Annotated in this window: 16 protein-coding genes and 2 pseudogenes; 9 read left to right on the forward strand and 9 right to left on the reverse strand. The window is 37.4% G+C overall.

What is annotated here, in order from left to right:
* Nucleotides 1–29: 29 nt before the first annotated feature.
* Complete coding sequence (thiC, locus tag U860_RS0108340) at nt 30–1,790, forward strand: phosphomethylpyrimidine synthase ThiC (RefSeq protein ID WP_025148161.1); 1,761 nt, start codon at nt 30–32, stop codon at nt 1,788–1,790.
* Nucleotides 1,791–2,086: 296 nt separating this feature from the next.
* On the opposite strand, the gene U860_RS0108345 is transcribed toward thiC, so the two are convergent.
* Both U860_RS0108345 and cydA read right to left on the reverse strand, forming a co-directional pair.
* On the reverse strand, nt 2,087–3,112 hold the full coding sequence (locus U860_RS0108345) for a cytochrome d ubiquinol oxidase subunit II (RefSeq protein WP_025148162.1): 1,026 nt from the start codon (nt 3,110–3,112) through the stop codon (nt 2,087–2,089).
* Nucleotides 3,105–4,460 (reverse strand): cytochrome ubiquinol oxidase subunit I, encoded by a 1,356-nt coding sequence (gene cydA / locus U860_RS0108350; RefSeq protein WP_025148163.1) that lies wholly within the window; start codon nt 4,458–4,460, stop codon nt 3,105–3,107. The genes U860_RS0108345 and cydA overlap by 8 nt, the downstream gene beginning before the upstream one ends.
* A gap of 270 nt (nt 4,461–4,730) precedes the next feature.
* On the opposite strand from cydA, the gene U860_RS35800 reads away from it, so the two are divergent.
* The 3 genes and pseudogenes from U860_RS35800 to U860_RS32985 all read left to right on the forward strand — a co-directional run.
* Nucleotides 4,731–4,880 (forward strand): hypothetical protein, encoded by a 150-nt coding sequence (locus tag U860_RS35800; protein WP_002174240.1) that lies wholly within the window; start codon nt 4,731–4,733, stop codon nt 4,878–4,880.
* An 88-nt stretch (nt 4,881–4,968) separates the two neighbouring features.
* Entirely contained in the window at nt 4,969–6,054 is a 1,086-nt protein-coding gene (locus U860_RS0108360; RefSeq protein ID WP_025148164.1) for a hypothetical protein, read from the forward strand.
* Nucleotides 6,051–6,769: pseudogene (locus U860_RS32985) on the forward strand (transposase); the annotation flags it as partial. The gene U860_RS0108360 and the pseudogene U860_RS32985, both read left to right, overlap by 4 nt.
* A gap of 154 nt (nt 6,770–6,923) precedes the next feature.
* Here the strand turns inward: U860_RS32985 and U860_RS31310 are convergent.
* A complete protein-coding gene (locus U860_RS31310) occupies nt 6,924–7,103 on the reverse strand; it encodes a hypothetical protein (protein ID WP_025148166.1) in 180 nt (59 codons plus the stop codon).
* A 179-nt stretch (nt 7,104–7,282) separates the two neighbouring features.
* Here U860_RS31310 and U860_RS0108375 point away from each other — a divergent pair, with 179 nt between their 5' ends.
* Nucleotides 7,283–7,624 (forward strand): YolD-like family protein, encoded by a 342-nt coding sequence (locus tag U860_RS0108375; protein ID WP_025148167.1) that lies wholly within the window; start codon nt 7,283–7,285, stop codon nt 7,622–7,624.
* Between the two features lie 137 nt (nt 7,625–7,761).
* On the opposite strand, the gene U860_RS0108380 is transcribed toward U860_RS0108375, so the two are convergent.
* Nucleotides 7,762–8,571, reverse strand: coding sequence for a GH25 family lysozyme (locus U860_RS0108380; protein WP_029952908.1), 810 nt, complete (start codon nt 8,569–8,571; stop codon nt 7,762–7,764).
* Complete coding sequence (locus U860_RS0108385; protein ID WP_050447156.1) at nt 8,571–8,834, reverse strand: phage holin family protein; 264 nt, start codon at nt 8,832–8,834, stop codon at nt 8,571–8,573. The genes U860_RS0108380 and U860_RS0108385 overlap by 1 nt, the downstream gene beginning before the upstream one ends.
* Between U860_RS0108385 and U860_RS31315 the strand changes: the two are divergent.
* Nucleotides 8,819–9,290: pseudogene (locus tag U860_RS31315) on the forward strand (transposase); the annotation flags it as partial. The gene U860_RS0108385 and the pseudogene U860_RS31315 overlap by 16 nt on opposite strands.
* A 163-nt stretch (nt 9,291–9,453) precedes the next feature.
* Here the strand turns inward: U860_RS31315 and U860_RS0108395 are convergent.
* A complete protein-coding gene (locus U860_RS0108395; RefSeq protein ID WP_025148169.1) occupies nt 9,454–10,347 on the reverse strand; it encodes a LysR family transcriptional regulator in 894 nt (297 codons plus the stop codon).
* A gap of 135 nt (nt 10,348–10,482) precedes the next feature.
* Here U860_RS0108395 and U860_RS0108400 point away from each other — a divergent pair, with 135 nt between their 5' ends.
* Complete coding sequence (locus tag U860_RS0108400) at nt 10,483–12,483, forward strand: YhgE/Pip domain-containing protein (RefSeq protein WP_025148170.1); 2,001 nt, start codon at nt 10,483–10,485, stop codon at nt 12,481–12,483.
* 57 nt (nt 12,484–12,540) lie between these two features.
* Here the strand turns inward: U860_RS0108400 and U860_RS0108405 are convergent, their stop codons facing one another.
* Both U860_RS0108405 and U860_RS0108410 read right to left on the reverse strand, forming a co-directional pair.
* Nucleotides 12,541–12,921 (reverse strand): VOC family protein, encoded by a 381-nt coding sequence (locus tag U860_RS0108405; protein ID WP_025148171.1) that lies wholly within the window; start codon nt 12,919–12,921, stop codon nt 12,541–12,543.
* 42 nt (nt 12,922–12,963) lie between these two features.
* Nucleotides 12,964–14,121 (reverse strand): acyltransferase, encoded by a 1,158-nt coding sequence (locus tag U860_RS0108410; protein WP_025148172.1) that lies wholly within the window; start codon nt 14,119–14,121, stop codon nt 12,964–12,966.
* 52 nt (nt 14,122–14,173) lie between these two features.
* Between U860_RS0108410 and U860_RS35605 the strand changes: the two genes are divergently transcribed.
* Nucleotides 14,174–14,314: a hypothetical protein gene (locus tag U860_RS35605; RefSeq protein WP_162790996.1), complete on the forward strand. Its 141-nt coding sequence runs from the start codon at nt 14,174–14,176 to the stop codon at nt 14,312–14,314.
* On the opposite strand, the gene U860_RS0108420 is transcribed toward U860_RS35605, so the two are convergent.
* The gene (locus U860_RS0108420) at nt 14,311–15,528 is read right to left on the reverse strand and encodes a dicarboxylate/amino acid:cation symporter (protein WP_025148173.1); all 1,218 of its coding nucleotides are present in this window, start codon (nt 15,526–15,528) and stop codon (nt 14,311–14,313) included. The genes U860_RS35605 and U860_RS0108420 overlap by 4 nt on opposite strands.
* 225 nt (nt 15,529–15,753) lie before the next feature.
* Between U860_RS0108420 and U860_RS0108425 the strand changes: the two genes are divergently transcribed.
* A complete protein-coding gene (locus tag U860_RS0108425; RefSeq protein WP_025148174.1) occupies nt 15,754–16,056 on the forward strand; it encodes a PTS sugar transporter subunit IIB in 303 nt (100 codons plus the stop codon).
* Nucleotides 16,057–16,067 lie beyond the last annotated feature (11 nt).

Raw genomic sequence — 16,067 nt, forward strand, 5'->3', positions numbered from 1 at the left:
TTGTCACGAACAGGGGGGCAATAAAGGTTATGAAACAGTCTGTTTCAGCTGAGCAAATTGAATTGAAATCGAGTTTACCAGGGAGTAAAAAAGTATATGTGGATGGACCACGTGAAGGTATGAAAGTACCGATGCGCGAGATTGAACAAAGCGACACGAACGGCATCCCAAATCCGCCAATCCGTGTGTATGATACGAGTGGCCCTTATACGGATCCTGAGTATAAAGTGGAGTTGGAAAAGGGGATTCCAACGCCGCGCCACTCTTGGATCATCACGCGTGGTGATGTGGAAGCTTATGAAGGGCGCGAAATTAAACCCGAGGATGACGGTGTAAAGGTGGCTTCAAAACATACACCTGTTTTCCCGCAAATGAATCGCAGGCCGCTTAAAGCGAAGCAAGGTGCAAATGTTACGCAAATGCATTATGCACGTAATGGCATTATTACATCTGAGATGGAATATGTTGCGATTCGTGAAGGGGTAGAGCCAGAGTTTGTTCGTAAGGAAATTGCGGAAGGACGCGCAATTTTGCCAGCTAACATTAACCATCCAGAAGCAGAACCGATGATAATTGGACGTAATTTCCACGTGAAGGTAAATGCAAATATCGGAAACTCAGCTGTCTCGTCTTCCATTGCAGAAGAAGTAGAGAAGATGACATGGGCAACGCGCTGGGGTGCGGATACGATTATGGATTTATCTACAGGTAAAAATATTCATACAACACGTGAGTGGATTATTCGTAATGCTCCGGTACCAGTTGGAACAGTGCCAATTTATCAAGCGCTTGAAAAAGTAAACGGGATTGCAGAAGATTTAACGTGGGAAGTGTATCGCGATACGTTAATCGAGCAAGCGGAGCAAGGCGTTGATTACTTTACGATTCACGCTGGTGTATTACTTCGTTACATTCCAATTACTGCAAAGCGTACGACAGGTATCGTTTCCCGTGGTGGTTCTATTATGGCGCAGTGGTGTTTATTCCATCATAAAGAAAACTTCCTATATACTCATTTTGAAGAAATTTGTGAAATTATGAAGCAGTACGATGTTTCGTTCTCTCTTGGAGATGGGTTACGTCCAGGTTCCATTGCAGATGCAAACGATGAAGCACAGTTTTCAGAGCTTGAGACACTTGGTGAATTAACGAAAATTGCTTGGAAACATGATGTGCAAGTTATGATCGAAGGACCTGGGCATGTACCGATGCATTTAATTAAAGAGAATATGGAGAAAGAACTTGATATTTGCCAGGGCGCGCCGTTCTACACACTTGGGCCGTTAACGACTGATATCGCACCAGGTTATGACCATATTACATCAGCAATTGGTGCAGCGATGATCGGCTGGTTTGGAACGGCGATGCTTTGCTATGTAACACCGAAAGAACATTTAGGTTTGCCGAACAAAGATGATGTTCGTGAAGGGGTTATTACGTACAAAATTGCTGCGCATGCGGCCGATCTTGCGAAAGGGCATAAAACGGCTCATCAGCGTGATGATGCACTTTCAAAAGCACGATTTGAATTCCGTTGGCGCGATCAATTTAATTTATCTTTAGATCCTGAACGTGCGATGGAGTATCATGATGAAACGTTGCCAGCAGAAGGGGCGAAAACAGCTCATTTCTGTTCGATGTGTGGACCGAAGTTTTGCAGTATGAGAATTTCACATGATATTCGTGAATATGCGAAAGAAAATGATTTAGAAACGACAGAAGCAATTGAAAAAGGAATGAAAGAGAAGGCAGAACAATTTAAAGAAACTGGTAGTCACTTATATCAATAATACGTTACACCTCTTTACTTGATTGATCACACTGTACCTAGCTTAAATATAGAAGAAGCCCCCTTTGCTAAGACGGTAGCAAAGGGGGCTTCTATTTTCCCTTGAGCAAACGTAGCTTGTCTCAAGTTTGTACTGGTAGTATATTCAGCAAAAAATAAGAAGAACTAGACGTATAATGGGATGATGTGAATATGTGTTTTTTTAGATATAAGGCAAGTATACATAGTAGTGAAATAACTATTAGGAGAGGTTTCTAATAAATGAGGGGCATTCTATGTTTGAATGCCCCTCATTTATTATTTTTCCTTCAAAAAAGTTCGATCCTTCAAGAATAAATTCCAGAAGAAAATAAATCCTGGTAGTAAAATTGCAATCCCGATTGCGTAAAGAATAAGCAATGCATAAAATGTTTCGGTCGTCGTAAAGCTTGTAAATACAGTTACATCTGGGTAAATGATATATGGTAAATGCGCGACGCCGTAAGCGTAGCTTGCAAATGCATACTGAGCGACAACAGCTAAAACTGCAATACGAGGGAAGCCTAGTGTGTTGTATTTCTTATTTGTCCACCAAAGGGAGGAATAGCCGATAACAAATAAAACGATAGAAACTGTAAACCATGGGAATTGTTTTATTAATCCCTGCATAAGCCAGTGTGTTTTAGGGTCCATTACAACGAGAGCAATAATAGCAGTAACAAGCGTTGCGGGACCAAGTATGATGGCATTTCTTCTATAAATTCGGTACGTATCTTCAGAACTTTGTTCTCTCGCAAAATCAGCAAGGAAGAGAGAAGAGAGAAATAGTTCTGATGTTAGTCCGAAGAGCATATAACAATATATAACGGGGCTAGAAAGAAGCTTTCCATAAAGGAGCACTTCTTTTCCTTCAGACATTGTAATATAGGCGCCCTCTGTGACGGGTAGAACGGTAATTAATAGAGCTGGAATTAGGAGTCCAGTAATCCCTGAAATAATACGAAGAAGATGTTGGTATTTCGGCAAAGAGTAAGCAAATACCATAAATGTACTTCGAATCGCAACGAGTACTAAAATTAACATAACTGGTACGAACATAACCGTTGCAAGGGTAAAGGCTGCTTTTGGAAAGAAACCGAGAAAAGCGACTACGACAAAGACGAGAAACGTATTTGTTACTTCCCAAGTTGGTGATAAGTACCGATTGGCAAGCTTTGCAGCGAGTGTCGGATGTTTAGCGTATACCATGCCCCAAAAACCAGCTCCAAAATCAATGGACCCTAATATACTATATACGAAAATAAGAGCCCATAAGATGATGATTGCAATGCTTTCCTCATGCACGAGAATCGCCTCCTTGTTGATGTAAATCATTCTTTAGCGGATGTCTCTTAAAGAATGTCCGTAGTACAAAGACTGTTAAGATAGCGAGTCCGATGTATAAAATGATGAATAGGACAAATAAAGGACCGACGAAATCGGCACGTGTAGCAGCATCTAACGTACGTTGCATGCCATAAATTGTCCATGGTTGGCGACCACTACAACTGAAAATCCATCCGAATTCAATACCGAGCATCATAACAGGTCCACATGCAGCAGTCGCCCAAAGAAGCCATTTCGGTAACTCCGCTCCTTTTTTTCGATAAACAAAGTACCAATACATGAGGGCAATAGCTGCGACAGCAAAGGTAAATGTAGCAGAGCCGACCATTAAATTAAAAAGCGTATGTGTATAAAATGGTGGCCACGTTTCTTGCGGGAATTCATTTAGCCCTTTTACGACGGTACTAGGATCGAGTCCTACTAATAAGCTGAGCATGTTTGGAATTTCGAGTGCATAGTTTAGTTCAAGGGTATTAGGATCAACAACCCCGCCAATTGATAAAGGAGCATGTGATGTCGTTTCAAATAAAGCTTCAGCAGATGCTAGTTTTTCGGGTGAATGTTTATGTAAGGCGATAGCAGACTCGTGCCCTGAAAGCCACATCGTAGCACCAGTAATGAAAGTAACGACAAGTCCTAAAAGTAATCCTTTTTTATGATAAGCAATTTCACGTGCGCTTATATCTCGTTTCAATAATTTAAATCCGGCGATAGAGGCGATAACTGCTGCTCCAGTTGCATATGCCGTAATAACAACGTGGAATGCACTTGTACCAAAGCTCGGATTAAAGAAAGCTTTCCACGGATCAACGTTAAAAACTGAGCCATCCGGACTCATTGAAAAGCCCGCTGGTGTATTCATCCATGTATTTGCTGATGTAATAAGCACGGCGGATGCAGTGGCACCAAGCATAACGAAAAAGAGCGAGACTAACCTCATAAAGGGAGGTAGTTTATCAGCTGCATATACGTAAATAGACATGAATAAAGCTTCCAAAAAGAAGGCGAAAATCTCAATTTGAAAGGGAACGGAAATAACTTGACCAACAATTTTGGCGAAGCCAGGCCAAAGAAGTGAAATTTGCACACCAACAATTGTTCCAGTAGGAATTGCTACACCGAGAAGGATGGCAAAAGCCTTTGTCCATCTTTTTGCCATAATGGCATAGTCAGAATCCTTCTTCCAGTGATACAATATTTCACTTATAAAAATCATTAAAGACAGTCCGACTCCAAGCGTTGCAAAGATAATGTGGAATGCTAGTGAAGAACCGAAAAAGGCCCTTGCTAATGTTACAGTATCCATATGTATACTCCTCTTCTCTTTTTGCCATTATTTTCTGATTGAATTGGAAGATTTATTCAAAAAACTACCAAAAATATGTGTGTATTTAAAAAAGTGAGTGTGGTAATATGATTTTGAAATATTCGAAAGAGAAAGAAATATAAAATCGGTAATATCTTGTTTGTTTTTTAGCAGGTAATATTTTATAATCTTTTATGCGAACATAAGTTCTTATTAGACGTGTTACGTTTATAGAATGAAGAAGTTTATGTGAAATGGAGAGGGTGTCTTATGTATCCTGAAGTCATTAAAAAGATGGCATTTTCAAAAGAGCATAGAGATTTATTATTAAAGTTGTATAATAAAGAAATTACGCGTCGTGAATACGATCGACTTGTGGAATCGCTATATAGACCTTCTAAAGAAGCTTGTGAAGGATAATGAAGGAGACAATCTAAAGGATTGTCTTTTTTATATTTGTGTATGTTCTAGTAAAATAAAGGTTAGTCTTACTAGGGAGGTGAAAAGTTTGCGAAAACGTGTATATATAGGGGTTGGAATTATTGCCTTACTTGCTTTAGGAGGAATTGTGTTTTGGGCGGCTTTACAAGGAAATCGTACGGAACGTTTTATTTTAAGGTATATGGTAAATGAAAATGGGACACTTGCAACGTACCGTTTAGCAGATACAAAGGCAGGAACAGGTGAGGCGAAAGGCCGCGAAGCTTTATCGGAATCGGCAGGATTATGGTTACAGTATACGCTGGATAAAGATGATCAAGCATTATTCGATGAACAAGTAAAGGTCATTCAAAATTATTTTGTACATAAGGATCATATCGTTTTATGGAAAATCTCTGAAAAAGGGGAAATGCAGTCAGCCACAAATGCACTTATAGATGACCTTCGTATTATTGAACAATTATATCGGGCTTATGAAATGTACAAGGAAGAGCGTTATAAACATTTGGCAGATCAATTGAGCGATGCTGTACTTCGGTATAATAAAAAAGATAATTATTACGTTGATTATTATGATGCAGATGCAGGTAGACAAAATAAATTTACAACAACATCTTACATAAATCCTCATGCATTCTCTTATATGAAAAAGTACGGAAAAATTTCTGCTGAACAGTATCAGGAAGTTGTTCAGTTTTTAGCTAATTATCCGAGAAACAGTTGGGCATTTCCGAAAGAGTATAAAGAAGATGGTACATTTACGTATGATAAAGAAGTGAATCTTATTGATCAATCGTACGTTGCTTACCATCGTAGTCTAGGTGGTCTTTCATCAGATGCGTATTTGGAATTTATAAAGAAGAAATTCCACGAGGACGGAAAGTTATACGGTCGCTATAACTTAGAAACGGGAAAACAAGCTGTGAATTATGAATCACCAGCCTCTTACGGATTAACTATTTTGTATGTACTACAAACAGGTGATACAAAGTTTGCTGAGGAATTGTATGAACGGATGACTACATTCCGAAATGATAATGTATTTAGTAGATATTACGGTGGATATGTAACAGGCGAAAATGCTAATACGCATATATTTGATAATGTATTGCCGCTGTTAGCTGAAATGGAATTAGAGAAGAGTAAAAAATAGAAGGTGCATTCAAAAATCATCGCGATGAACGCGTATCAGTTACTGTAGAAGAGTTAGTTCCGCAAGACCATTTTCTTCGTGCGATTGAAGCAACAATTCGGTTTGATTTCATTGAAGAAAAACTACGTCCTTATTACTGTGAAAATAATGGTCGTCCTTCTATTCATCCTATTGTTTTATTTAAGATGATGTTTATTGGATATTTTTATGGTATTCACTCGGAACGTCAGCTAGAAAAAGAAATTAAAACGAATATCTCCTACCGTTGGTTTTTAGGATTTTCTCTATCAAATATGATTCCGGATCATTCTACAATCAGTTGGAATCGCCGTACTCGTTTCATCCATACAAATATTTTTGAAGAAATCTTTGATGAAATTGTGAGTCAAGCGACGGAGCGCCGTATGGTGGGAGGATGTGCATTGATGACGGATTCTACACACATTAAAGCCAATGCCAATAAAAATAAATTTGTACATAAATATAAAAAAGAAAAGCCAAAGTTTTATATCGATAAACTAGAAGCTTCGGTTATCGAAGATCGTGAGGTACATGGAAAAAAGAATTAAAACCTAGAAAGGAAAGTGATACCCCTACTAAAAAAACTCGTATAAGTACAACTGATCCGGATAGTGGATTTTTAATGAGGGATGGAAAACCGAACGGTTTTCATTTCTTAGATCATCGTACGACTGATGCGAAGTACAATATTATTAAGAATATTAATAATAAAAATATTTTACATAGAGTAAGGGAATGCTCGTAAACTGATCTTTACTGCATTCCCTTATCCTATGCATTCTATAATTCCTATTCTATCTTTCCTACATTTCTCCTACAAAGAGTACCCCTAAAATCAATTAACTATTTTATATCGCTTTGGCAATGTCTATAAGTAATCTCATGAATAACGGAATCATTTGCACCACAATATAGCCAATCCCTGCTCTTGATATAAGGGAAAACCCACGCTTCTGGCTACCAACCATAATGAATAAACCACCGTATAACGCTACAACAGATGTAATAGGTTGACACGGTGATAACAAGAAAAATCCATTTTAATTTCTTTTATTATATATAAAAATCATAGTTAGTTAAATTGGTTTGATTTTATATGGAGCCAAAGCCTCTAAACGTTTATTTTATAACTACATAAATAATTCAGATATCCCTAAAATATGATATAATGATATAGTTATTAATAGCAATTAGGGGGATATAAAGCATGAACTATACACATATGCCAAAAGGAAGAGGAATGGTTAAGCGGACTCCATTCGCTTCGATACCGAAGAAATTCATCGGTATTGGTAAGATTATTAAAAAACAAACAAAAGTGGAGCGCCCTACATTAACCCAAGACGAACAAGAAATTATTGAAAACAAGCTATTATGTTCATTTCTTTCTGAAGAAGAGATATTGATTACTTATTATAAAGGTGGTTATTTGCTTACTAGATATATGACTGTAACTGACATAAATCCGATAAAGAATTTAATCACTTGTACTGATGCATCTTATAACAGAATTTTCCTTAAATTCATGGATATTATTGATGTGAAATAAGGATAATTCCTGAAAATAATACAAACCATTCCCATGCAAAGTAGCATTTGGCATTATCGATAATAAATTTTATGTTGAATTCAAACAAAAAATCCGCCCGATTAAGGGCGGTCTCTTATTTACTTCACTTTAATATATTAATATTCCCATTTACCTTCAGGTCTCGTGTCCATCCACCAAGTTATTTTATCTAATTCAGGATTTGGTAAGACTTCAGTTTGGATGTAACATAATCCTGTAAGCGGATTGTTGATAACAGTACCTTTTGCTCCTCGCTCATTCATCGCTTGCATTGCTTCGTTTAAATAATTTGTACCAAACTCATAAGACTTAACGTATTGGTAACCACTATTTGAAGTATCATTTACAATAGATTTTTCAGTTTCACCTGTAAACCACGCTAAAGACTTGACCACTACAAGATAATTTAAATCACATTTACCGATGCTAGGAACATTTCCCGTCTCCGTGTATTGCCAAATATCAAAAGGATATGCTGTTTTTTTTCCTCCATAACGAGGAATCCATACAAGATCACAATCGACACTCGCCATACCAAATGAAGCATACATATGATGACCAACATATAAGCCGATTTTCTTTGCACTTAATCGGCGTAATTCATCTATAAAAGCTTGTGTACCTGCTTTCATATCTCCCATCGTTTTCACTTCCACATCAGCTATCCAAACCGCTACACTTTTATCACCGCGATTCCAAAAATCTTGTGCTTCTTTCTTTGCATCGTTAATAAATACAAATCGACAGAAAGCATAATTACCGAAAGGGATACGTCGTGCTTTCGTTGATTGAATATAACCTTTATATAAAGGATCTACATAATTAGATCCATCTTGAACCCTAGCAATAACGAAATCTAACTGTTGTGCTGCTGCATCCCAATTGATATTACCATTCCATTTTGAAATATCTACAATGTGCCCCATTATTGAATATCTCCTTTGTTATCCTCTTGTTTTTGTTTACCACCAAAAATCCCAACAGCGTTTGTTAATGTGGAAGGCAAAGGAACCCCCATACGACCAGCATTTTCTAAAAGCAATAGTAATTCATTATCTATGCCTTTGAAACCTACTTTACTTTTTGACTCCCTGTTGAATCCTGCAGCGAATACTCCTTTTATATAGTCAATAGCTGCCATGATTATTAGAACCTTCAAAGTTGTATCCCACCCTCCCAAAAAGTAAATTTAAATATGAAAAGGAAACAAATGTATTTGCTTGTCCAATGGGGTGTATTTTAGAATATGCGACAACGGATCGCGAAGGATACCGTCAATACAAATCGAATCCAGAAGACTGCGTTGTGTGTCCACTGCGTAAAGATTGCTTTTCAGAGAAACAAAAAGTTGTCACTTATCATATATGGGAGAAATATAAAGATATCGCTAGAAAAAACAAACTAATAGCTACAGGGAAAAGACTGTATAAAGTACGCTGTTCGACTATAGAGCGAAGCTTTGCGGACGCCAAAGAAATCAATATGCTCGATTCCGTGGGCTGAAGTATGTCCAAATGCAGGCATATCTCACAGCAGCCTGTCAAAACATGAAAAAATACCCCTTCACCTGACCAAAAAGGGTCAGTTGAAGGGGTATTTTCCTAGTTTCTATTATTTTTTATTGTTTTCATTCAATAAAATTTAAAAAGATGTCAGAGTGTTGGAAACCCTAAAGGATTTCTCAACACTCTGAGAAGGTGCATCCTAGGGGATGCACCTTCTTATGCTTGTCGTTATTTGTTGATAATTTTGAAAAAAATGTTGATATATTTGAAGTTATGATCGCTATAATTTCACGTACTAACATGCTAAGAGAAATTCGTCCTAATATTGGAGAAGTATTCAATCACAAACTTACGAAATTGCTGGGCAGTGTTTGATAAGTAACGTTTCTTTGACCAACTTAAGCCGATTGTTCTTTCGCAATTGGGTTCAATAATACGTAGCTTATTTGATGCCAAAGTAGAGTTTTTTAATAAAGTTAAGCTTGGGACAAAGGCGATGCCAAGACCTTGTTTAATAAGGTCGCTAATAACGGTTGGTTCATCTACTTCAAAAGCGATATGCGGAGTGAAACCAGCTTTTTTACAAAACTCATCTGTTAAGTGTCGGAATCCGTAACCAGTGTTCATACTAATGAACGATTCGTCTTTTACTTCATGCAGATGAATGCTTTCCCGGTTTGATAATCGATGGCCTGAAGGGACGACTAAGAAAATTTCTTCTTTGATAAGTGTCTCCCAAACAATTTCTTCTCCTTCAATTGGTACAGAGGAAATGCAAAAATCAATCTCTCTATCATCTAGTTGTCGTTTCATAGAAGGAGTAGATGCGAGGAATTGTTGGAATCGTACGTTAGGATGTTCTAATAAAAAAGAACCGAGGAGTTCCGGTAATATTCTCGGAATAGAAACGGCTAGTGTAATAGATCCTTGTTGTAATTCAGCTAAATCTTTAATTTCTCGTTCTCCTTCATTTAATTCATGAAAAACACGTTCTACTCGTTTTAAAAATACTTTTCCGAATGAGTTTAATGTAATTTGTCGACCTTGGCGATCAAATAAAGGGACACCTAAGTCCTTTTCTAGTCTAGCAATTGTTTTGCTGAGAGAAGGTTGCGCGATATGTAATTCTTCGGCAGCTCTCGTCATATGTTCTAACCGTGCAACTACTTGAAAATATTTTAATTGAAGAAGTTCCATTTTGAATCTCCTTTCTATAGACCAAAAGGAATAAAGTGATAATTAAAGATGTATTATACAGTATGAAAAGTGACGTGTATAGTAAATCTGTTAAACAATTCGAAGAGTGTTAAATTAGAAGAAGGAGTATTTTTCATGAAGGGAATTCAACTTATATTTAAAGATTGGAAGGCGATGTGGAATCATAAACATGGACGTATCGCTTTAATTTTTTTACTAATTGTTCCTTTAATTTATGCGGGATTCTTTCTAGCTGGATATTGGGATCCATACGGACGATTAGATAAATTACCTGTTGCAGTTGTTAATTTAGATAAAGGTGCTGTGATGGATGAAAAAGCAATCCATGCTGGAGACGATTTTGTTAAAAATTTAAAAGAAAATAAGGAACTAGCTTTTCATTTCGTATCAGAAAAAAATGCCGATGAAGGGCTAAAAGAAGATAAATATTATATGGTTGTTACAATTCCAGAAGATTTCTCGAAAAAGGTAAGTACACTAATGGATGAGAAACCAGAGCCAGCACAGCTACAATATAAAGTAAATCCAGGTAAAAACTTTGTAGCAGCTCAAATTGGAACGACAGCTGTTGAAAATATGAAAACAAAAATCTCAAATAGCATTACAAAGTCTTATACAGAAGGTGTCTTTTCAAAGTTTCAAGATTTGGCGCAAGGTTTGAATGATGCAAGTAATGGTGCTGGAAAATTGCATGAGGGGACGACAGACGCGAAAAACGGAGTTAATGAGCTTTCTGGCGGTATTAACCGTTTAAGTGATGGCGCAAATCAGTTGAAAGAAGGTAGCGATAAGCTTGCAGCTAGCCAAGGAGCGTTAACCGGAGGAGCGAATGAACTGAGTCAGGGAGCAACATCTCTTCATAATGGAATGGAGTTGCTAACGGAAGGTGAGAAAGGGCTACAAGAAGGAGTTAGTAATTTAAGTGCTGGAACAAATGAATGGATAAGCGGAAATGAAAAGTTAGCGGAGGGACAGGCTAAGGCAGATGAAGCGGCAAATGCGGTCCAAAAGCAATTAGAAGAGTACGCGAAAAATCATCCAGAAGTACAGCAAGACCCTGCCTTCCAGCAAATTGTTGCTACCTCTAGCGGATTAGCTAAAGCAACAAATACATTAAATGCTAGTCAACAACAATTGACGCAAGGTGCGAGGAAGTTGGCTGACGGGCAGCATAAGATTGAAGAAGGTATGAATACATTCGGAGTTAAATTAAATGAAGCGACGAGTGGAACTAAAAAAGTAGCAGATGGCGCGGCAAATTTAGCTGATGGATTCACGAAGTGGGGAAATGGATTTAAATCATTACAAGAAGGTGTAAATCATCTTGCGAGTGGCGGAACGGAGCTAAATAATGGCGCTGGAAAGTTAACAGATGGACTTATTAAGCTCGACGATGGTGCGAAGGAACTTTCTACGAAATTGGGAGAAGGCGCAGAGAAGATAGCGGATGTTCGTAATGATGATGCGCGTAATGCGATGTTCTCAGAGCCAGTTCAATTAGTGAAGTCAACCGTTTCTGACGTACCTAACTACGGTTCAGGAATCGCGCCATATTTCTTATCACTGGCATTCTATGTCGGTGGAATTATGGCATCGAATATTTTACCTCTTGGACGTAGGCAAAATATGAAGGTAAGCGGGACGGTACATTTTATAAATAAATTAGGCTTAGTATATTTAATTGGATTAATTCAAGCATTCCTTGTAGATGCGGTTGTGCTTGGAATTATGAAATTAGAAGTCGCAAGTGTACCACTGTTCGTGTTATCAAGTATTATTATTTCCTTTACGTTCATGACATTTATTCTTATGTTAGTAACGGTATTCGGCATTGTTGGGAAATTTGCAGCGGTAACGCTTCTTGTTCTTCAATTAGCGACGAGTGGAGGTACTTTCCCAGGAGAGTTAAATATAGCAGTACTTAGCAAAATTGGGCAGTTTCTCCCAATGTCTCATTCTCTTAGAGGATTACAAGATGTTATCTCGTTAGGGGATTGGTCGCAATTACGAATGCAAATTTTAATTTTATTATGTTATCTTGTTGTCGCTGGTGGAATTTCCTGGATCACGAGTCATATACAGCATAAGGAAACGAATGCAGAGCAAGTTTCATAATATAAAGAAGCTATCCGTACAAAAGGTTTCATTACGACCTTTTCGGATAGCTTTTTCTTATTTCTTTTCCATAACTGCAAAGTAATTCTGTTCGCTGTCAGCAAAGTTGAATGCTCTACCTGTAGGTAAGTCCATAATTTTCCCAACTGTGACGTTTTTCTCAGAAAGATCTTTATAGAGTTGATCTAGGTTATTAGAGAAGAACATTAATGAAGGGGTGTTTAAGTTTAATTCAGGTTGCATCTTCGCGATTAACGCTTTATCGTGAAGGACAATGCTTGTTGCTGCTTCTTTTGTTGGAGCGATTTCAATCCAGCGAAACCCTTGTCCGTTATTTTCTTCAGCAATGATTTGGAATCCTACTGTTTCTGTCCAGAATTGTACTGCCTCATCTTGATTGTTTACATATAACATAATTTGTCCAACTTGATTGATCATAGCTGTCTCTCACTTTCTGTTCCCATATGAAATATTATTATATCAGAGATATTGTTTAAATACTTTTTCGTGATTCTTTCGGAGTGAAATAATAGCCCATTTCATCTTCGTTGTAGGCGAAGGTCCTGTAATCCACGTATGAAATGGGAGTATGCTACAAATGACCATAGCTGCAAGAGAGAGCGTGGCTGTTACTATAAATAGTAATAGGCTATATAATATTGTGTTTTCTTGCAGGGCGAATAAGGAAAGAAATTTTGTACATAGTTGCAAGAAGAAAAAATGGGCTAAATAAGCACCGTACGTGTAATTCCCGATAAATCGTAAAGCTTTATATAAGAAACCACGTCGCTGTACAATTGTAATAGATAGCACGTATAGTATGATAATTTCGCATACAATATATAGAAACATTGATGGTTTTAAATAGGTAGAAACAGTTAAATGAATAGAGTTTGCACCGTAAAAACTAAATAACTCATAATTGATAAATAAAAATAAAACGAAAAATAAGATTGTCACAAGAGGGATATGTTTCATTACAAATAAGCGCCAAGTTTTTAATGCTACAGCTGCTATTCCTCCCATAACGAAATAGAATGAATAGAAGAAGAAAGAACGATCTGTGTAATGTAAAATGGTCGAGTTAGTTAATTTCTCTCCATTGAAAATGTAGTGGGAAGAGTACCACATTAAAAGAAAATATAGACAAGCGAAAATGGTCATATATTTATATATGTCTTTTTTATTTTCTGTTCGCTTTTGAAACCAATAAAATAGTGTGCATAGTAAAGGGAACAATAAGTGAATTTGGAACATCATAATAACGTACCAAAGATGAGGCGCGGCCGTTCCGAGTAATAAACTTTTTATTCCACTTTGCATTGTAACGATTTCATTTGTTGTTAATAGGTAAAGAATAGACCAGAAGAAATAAGGAATAAGTAAATGTGAGGCTTTTTCATAAATATATTTTGTATAAACGAGTTGTTTCGTATATTGCCGAATTAAGTGAAATCCGACGATAAATATGAATGCAGGTGCTGAAAACTTTGCGAGATTAAATAACATACCCATAATGAGGGATTGCTCAAGTAAGATGTTCCCTTGATTTATTGTATATAATAAGGAACTTTGCAAAACGACAGCAAGAAATGCAATGCTTTGCAAAACTTTAAATTCTGGTGCGCTTTGTGTCATCATGTCCATCTCCTTTTCCATACATGATTATAGTACGGAGGAGGGATGAGAGATGTGGAATATTTGTGAAGATTGTAACAAAATTGTGGCGGGATGGAATTATATCGACGTTTCGACAAGGAATATCGAATTATCGACAAATCACAACAAAAAAGAGGATGCTCAAAACGAGCATCCTCTTTCGATATATTAAGCAATTTTATTTTTGATCCAGTTCTTACCTTCTACAAGGCGAGCTGTCATTACGGCACAAGCATTATCTCCTGTTACGTTTAACATCGTTGCAGGAGGATCGATGATTGTACTGATTGCTGCGATAATTGGCAACGCTTCTGGAGGGAAGCCGTATAGAGAAACGATTAACATTTCACCAATCATACCCCCGCCTGGAATTGCACCCATTACTGTTCCTACTAATAGAGAAACGACAAGTGCGATTGCTAATGTTTTCGGTCCTTCGAATTCCATGTTGAAAATACCGAATAAGAAAGCAATTTTTAATACGCCACCTAAAACAGATCCGTCTTTATGAAGTGTAGATCCAAGAAGGACAACTGTTTCACGAACATCAGAAGAGATACCCATTTTCTTCGTTGCTTCTAAGTTCGCTGGAATACTTGCAGCACTACTACAAGTTGCAAGTGATGTAACAGTAGGAGAAACCATGTTCTTCCAAAATGCTTGTACACCTTGTTTGCGACCTGCAAGGTACGCATAGAATGTAAAGAATACAAAGAAGTAAATAAGAGAAGCTGGATAGTATACCATTGCTGCTCGGAAGTAAGTTCCAAGAAGTTGTGGTCCGAATTCACCAACTAATGCTGCGAAATAAGCAGCTAGTCCGATTGGAGCGTAGTACATAATGAAAGATACAACTTTCATTGAAATTTCTGCACCAGCTTGTAGAAACGTAGCGAATGGTTTTCCTTTTTCGCCAACTGCTGAAGTTGCGATCCCCATTAGGATAGAGAAGAAAATAAGTGCTAACATGTTCTCGCGAGATAGTAACTTTGAAAAGTCTGATACTGTTAGGATACCGACAATTTGATCAGCGACGCTAACAGCTTTTTCAGCTTTATCAGGCTGTGTTAGTTCTAATACAACACCTTGTGCTGGCGGGAATACTTTCACGATGATAATCATAAAAATAGCAGCTAAAATACTTGTAAATAAGAAAGTTCCAGCCATACTAGACATAATTTTACCAAAACGTTTTAGTCCATCCATATTGGCAATAGATGACGCGATGCTAAAGAAAACTAGAGGTACAACAATCGTAAACATTAAGTTTAAGAAAATGTCACCAAGCGGCTTTAAAGCAACTGCATCGGCACCCATGAAATAACCAATGAAACCACCAATTAGGATGGAAGATAATAAAATAAGTGGAAAGCGATATGCCTTCATAAATATACCCTCCTATCGATTGTAAAAAAATCATACTGAATCATTATAGCGAGTTAGGGTTCTCTTTACTAGGAAAATACAGATAGATGGAATAGCGTGAAAACCGAGAAATTTTTGTTTTTAAGCTCGGCATACAGTAAGAAATCTAGACATATATATTTGTAACCTAGTGGTAGCAAAGGATAGGCTATAACTTAAGGTTAGAAATGCTAGGAGGGAAGTGGAATGAATATTTTGCTTTGTTGTGCAGCGGGAATGTCTTCCAGCTTGATTGTTACAAAAATGGAGAAGGCAGCACAAGCAAGGGGGATAGGGGTAAAGATTTGGGCTGTATCAGGTTCAGAAGTGCGAAGTCATATTGATGATGCAGATGTACTCTTACTTGGCCCACAAGTACGTTATTTATTACCGAAAATGAAAGAGTTATGTAAGGAAAAAGGAATACCTGTTGATGTCATTCAATCCGTCCATTACGGACTTTGTAATGGAGAAGCTATCTTGCAAGCAGCTTTGTCAATGAAACCATGAGGAGAGTGGGA

The organism is Bacillus sp. H1a (assembly GCF_000633475.1).
In the GTDB taxonomy this organism is placed as follows: domain Bacteria; phylum Bacillota; class Bacilli; order Bacillales; family Bacillaceae_G; genus Bacillus_A; species Bacillus_A paramycoides.

Bases quoted from the DNA above. Each gene is read 5' to 3' on its own strand.
- thiC (WP_025148161.1), top strand. From the start codon at position 30: ATGAAACAGTCTGTTTCAGCTGAGCAAATTGAATTGAAATCGAGTTTA.
- cydA (WP_025148163.1), bottom strand. From the start codon at position 4,460: ATGGATACTGTAACATTAGCAAGGGCCTTTTTCGGTTCTTCACTAGCA.
- U860_RS35800 (WP_002174240.1), top strand. From the start codon at position 4,731: ATGTATCCTGAAGTCATTAAAAAGATGGCATTTTCAAAAGAGCATAGA.
- U860_RS0108375 (WP_025148167.1), top strand. From the start codon at position 7,283: ATGAACTATACACATATGCCAAAAGGAAGAGGAATGGTTAAGCGGACT.
- U860_RS0108380 (WP_029952908.1), bottom strand. From the start codon at position 8,571: ATGGGGCACATTGTAGATATTTCAAAATGGAATGGTAATATCAATTGG.
- U860_RS0108395 (WP_025148169.1), bottom strand. From the start codon at position 10,347: ATGGAACTTCTTCAATTAAAATATTTTCAAGTAGTTGCACGGTTAGAA.
- U860_RS0108400 (WP_025148170.1), top strand. From the start codon at position 10,483: ATGAAGGGAATTCAACTTATATTTAAAGATTGGAAGGCGATGTGGAAT.
- U860_RS0108405 (WP_025148171.1), bottom strand. From the start codon at position 12,921: ATGATCAATCAAGTTGGACAAATTATGTTATATGTAAACAATCAAGAT.
- U860_RS0108410 (WP_025148172.1), bottom strand. From the start codon at position 14,121: ATGACACAAAGCGCACCAGAATTTAAAGTTTTGCAAAGCATTGCATTT.
- U860_RS35605 (WP_162790996.1), top strand. From the start codon at position 14,174: ATGTGGAATATTTGTGAAGATTGTAACAAAATTGTGGCGGGATGGAAT.
- U860_RS0108420 (WP_025148173.1), bottom strand. From the start codon at position 15,528: ATGAAGGCATATCGCTTTCCACTTATTTTATTATCTTCCATCCTAATT.
- U860_RS0108425 (WP_025148174.1), top strand. From the start codon at position 15,754: ATGAATATTTTGCTTTGTTGTGCAGCGGGAATGTCTTCCAGCTTGATT.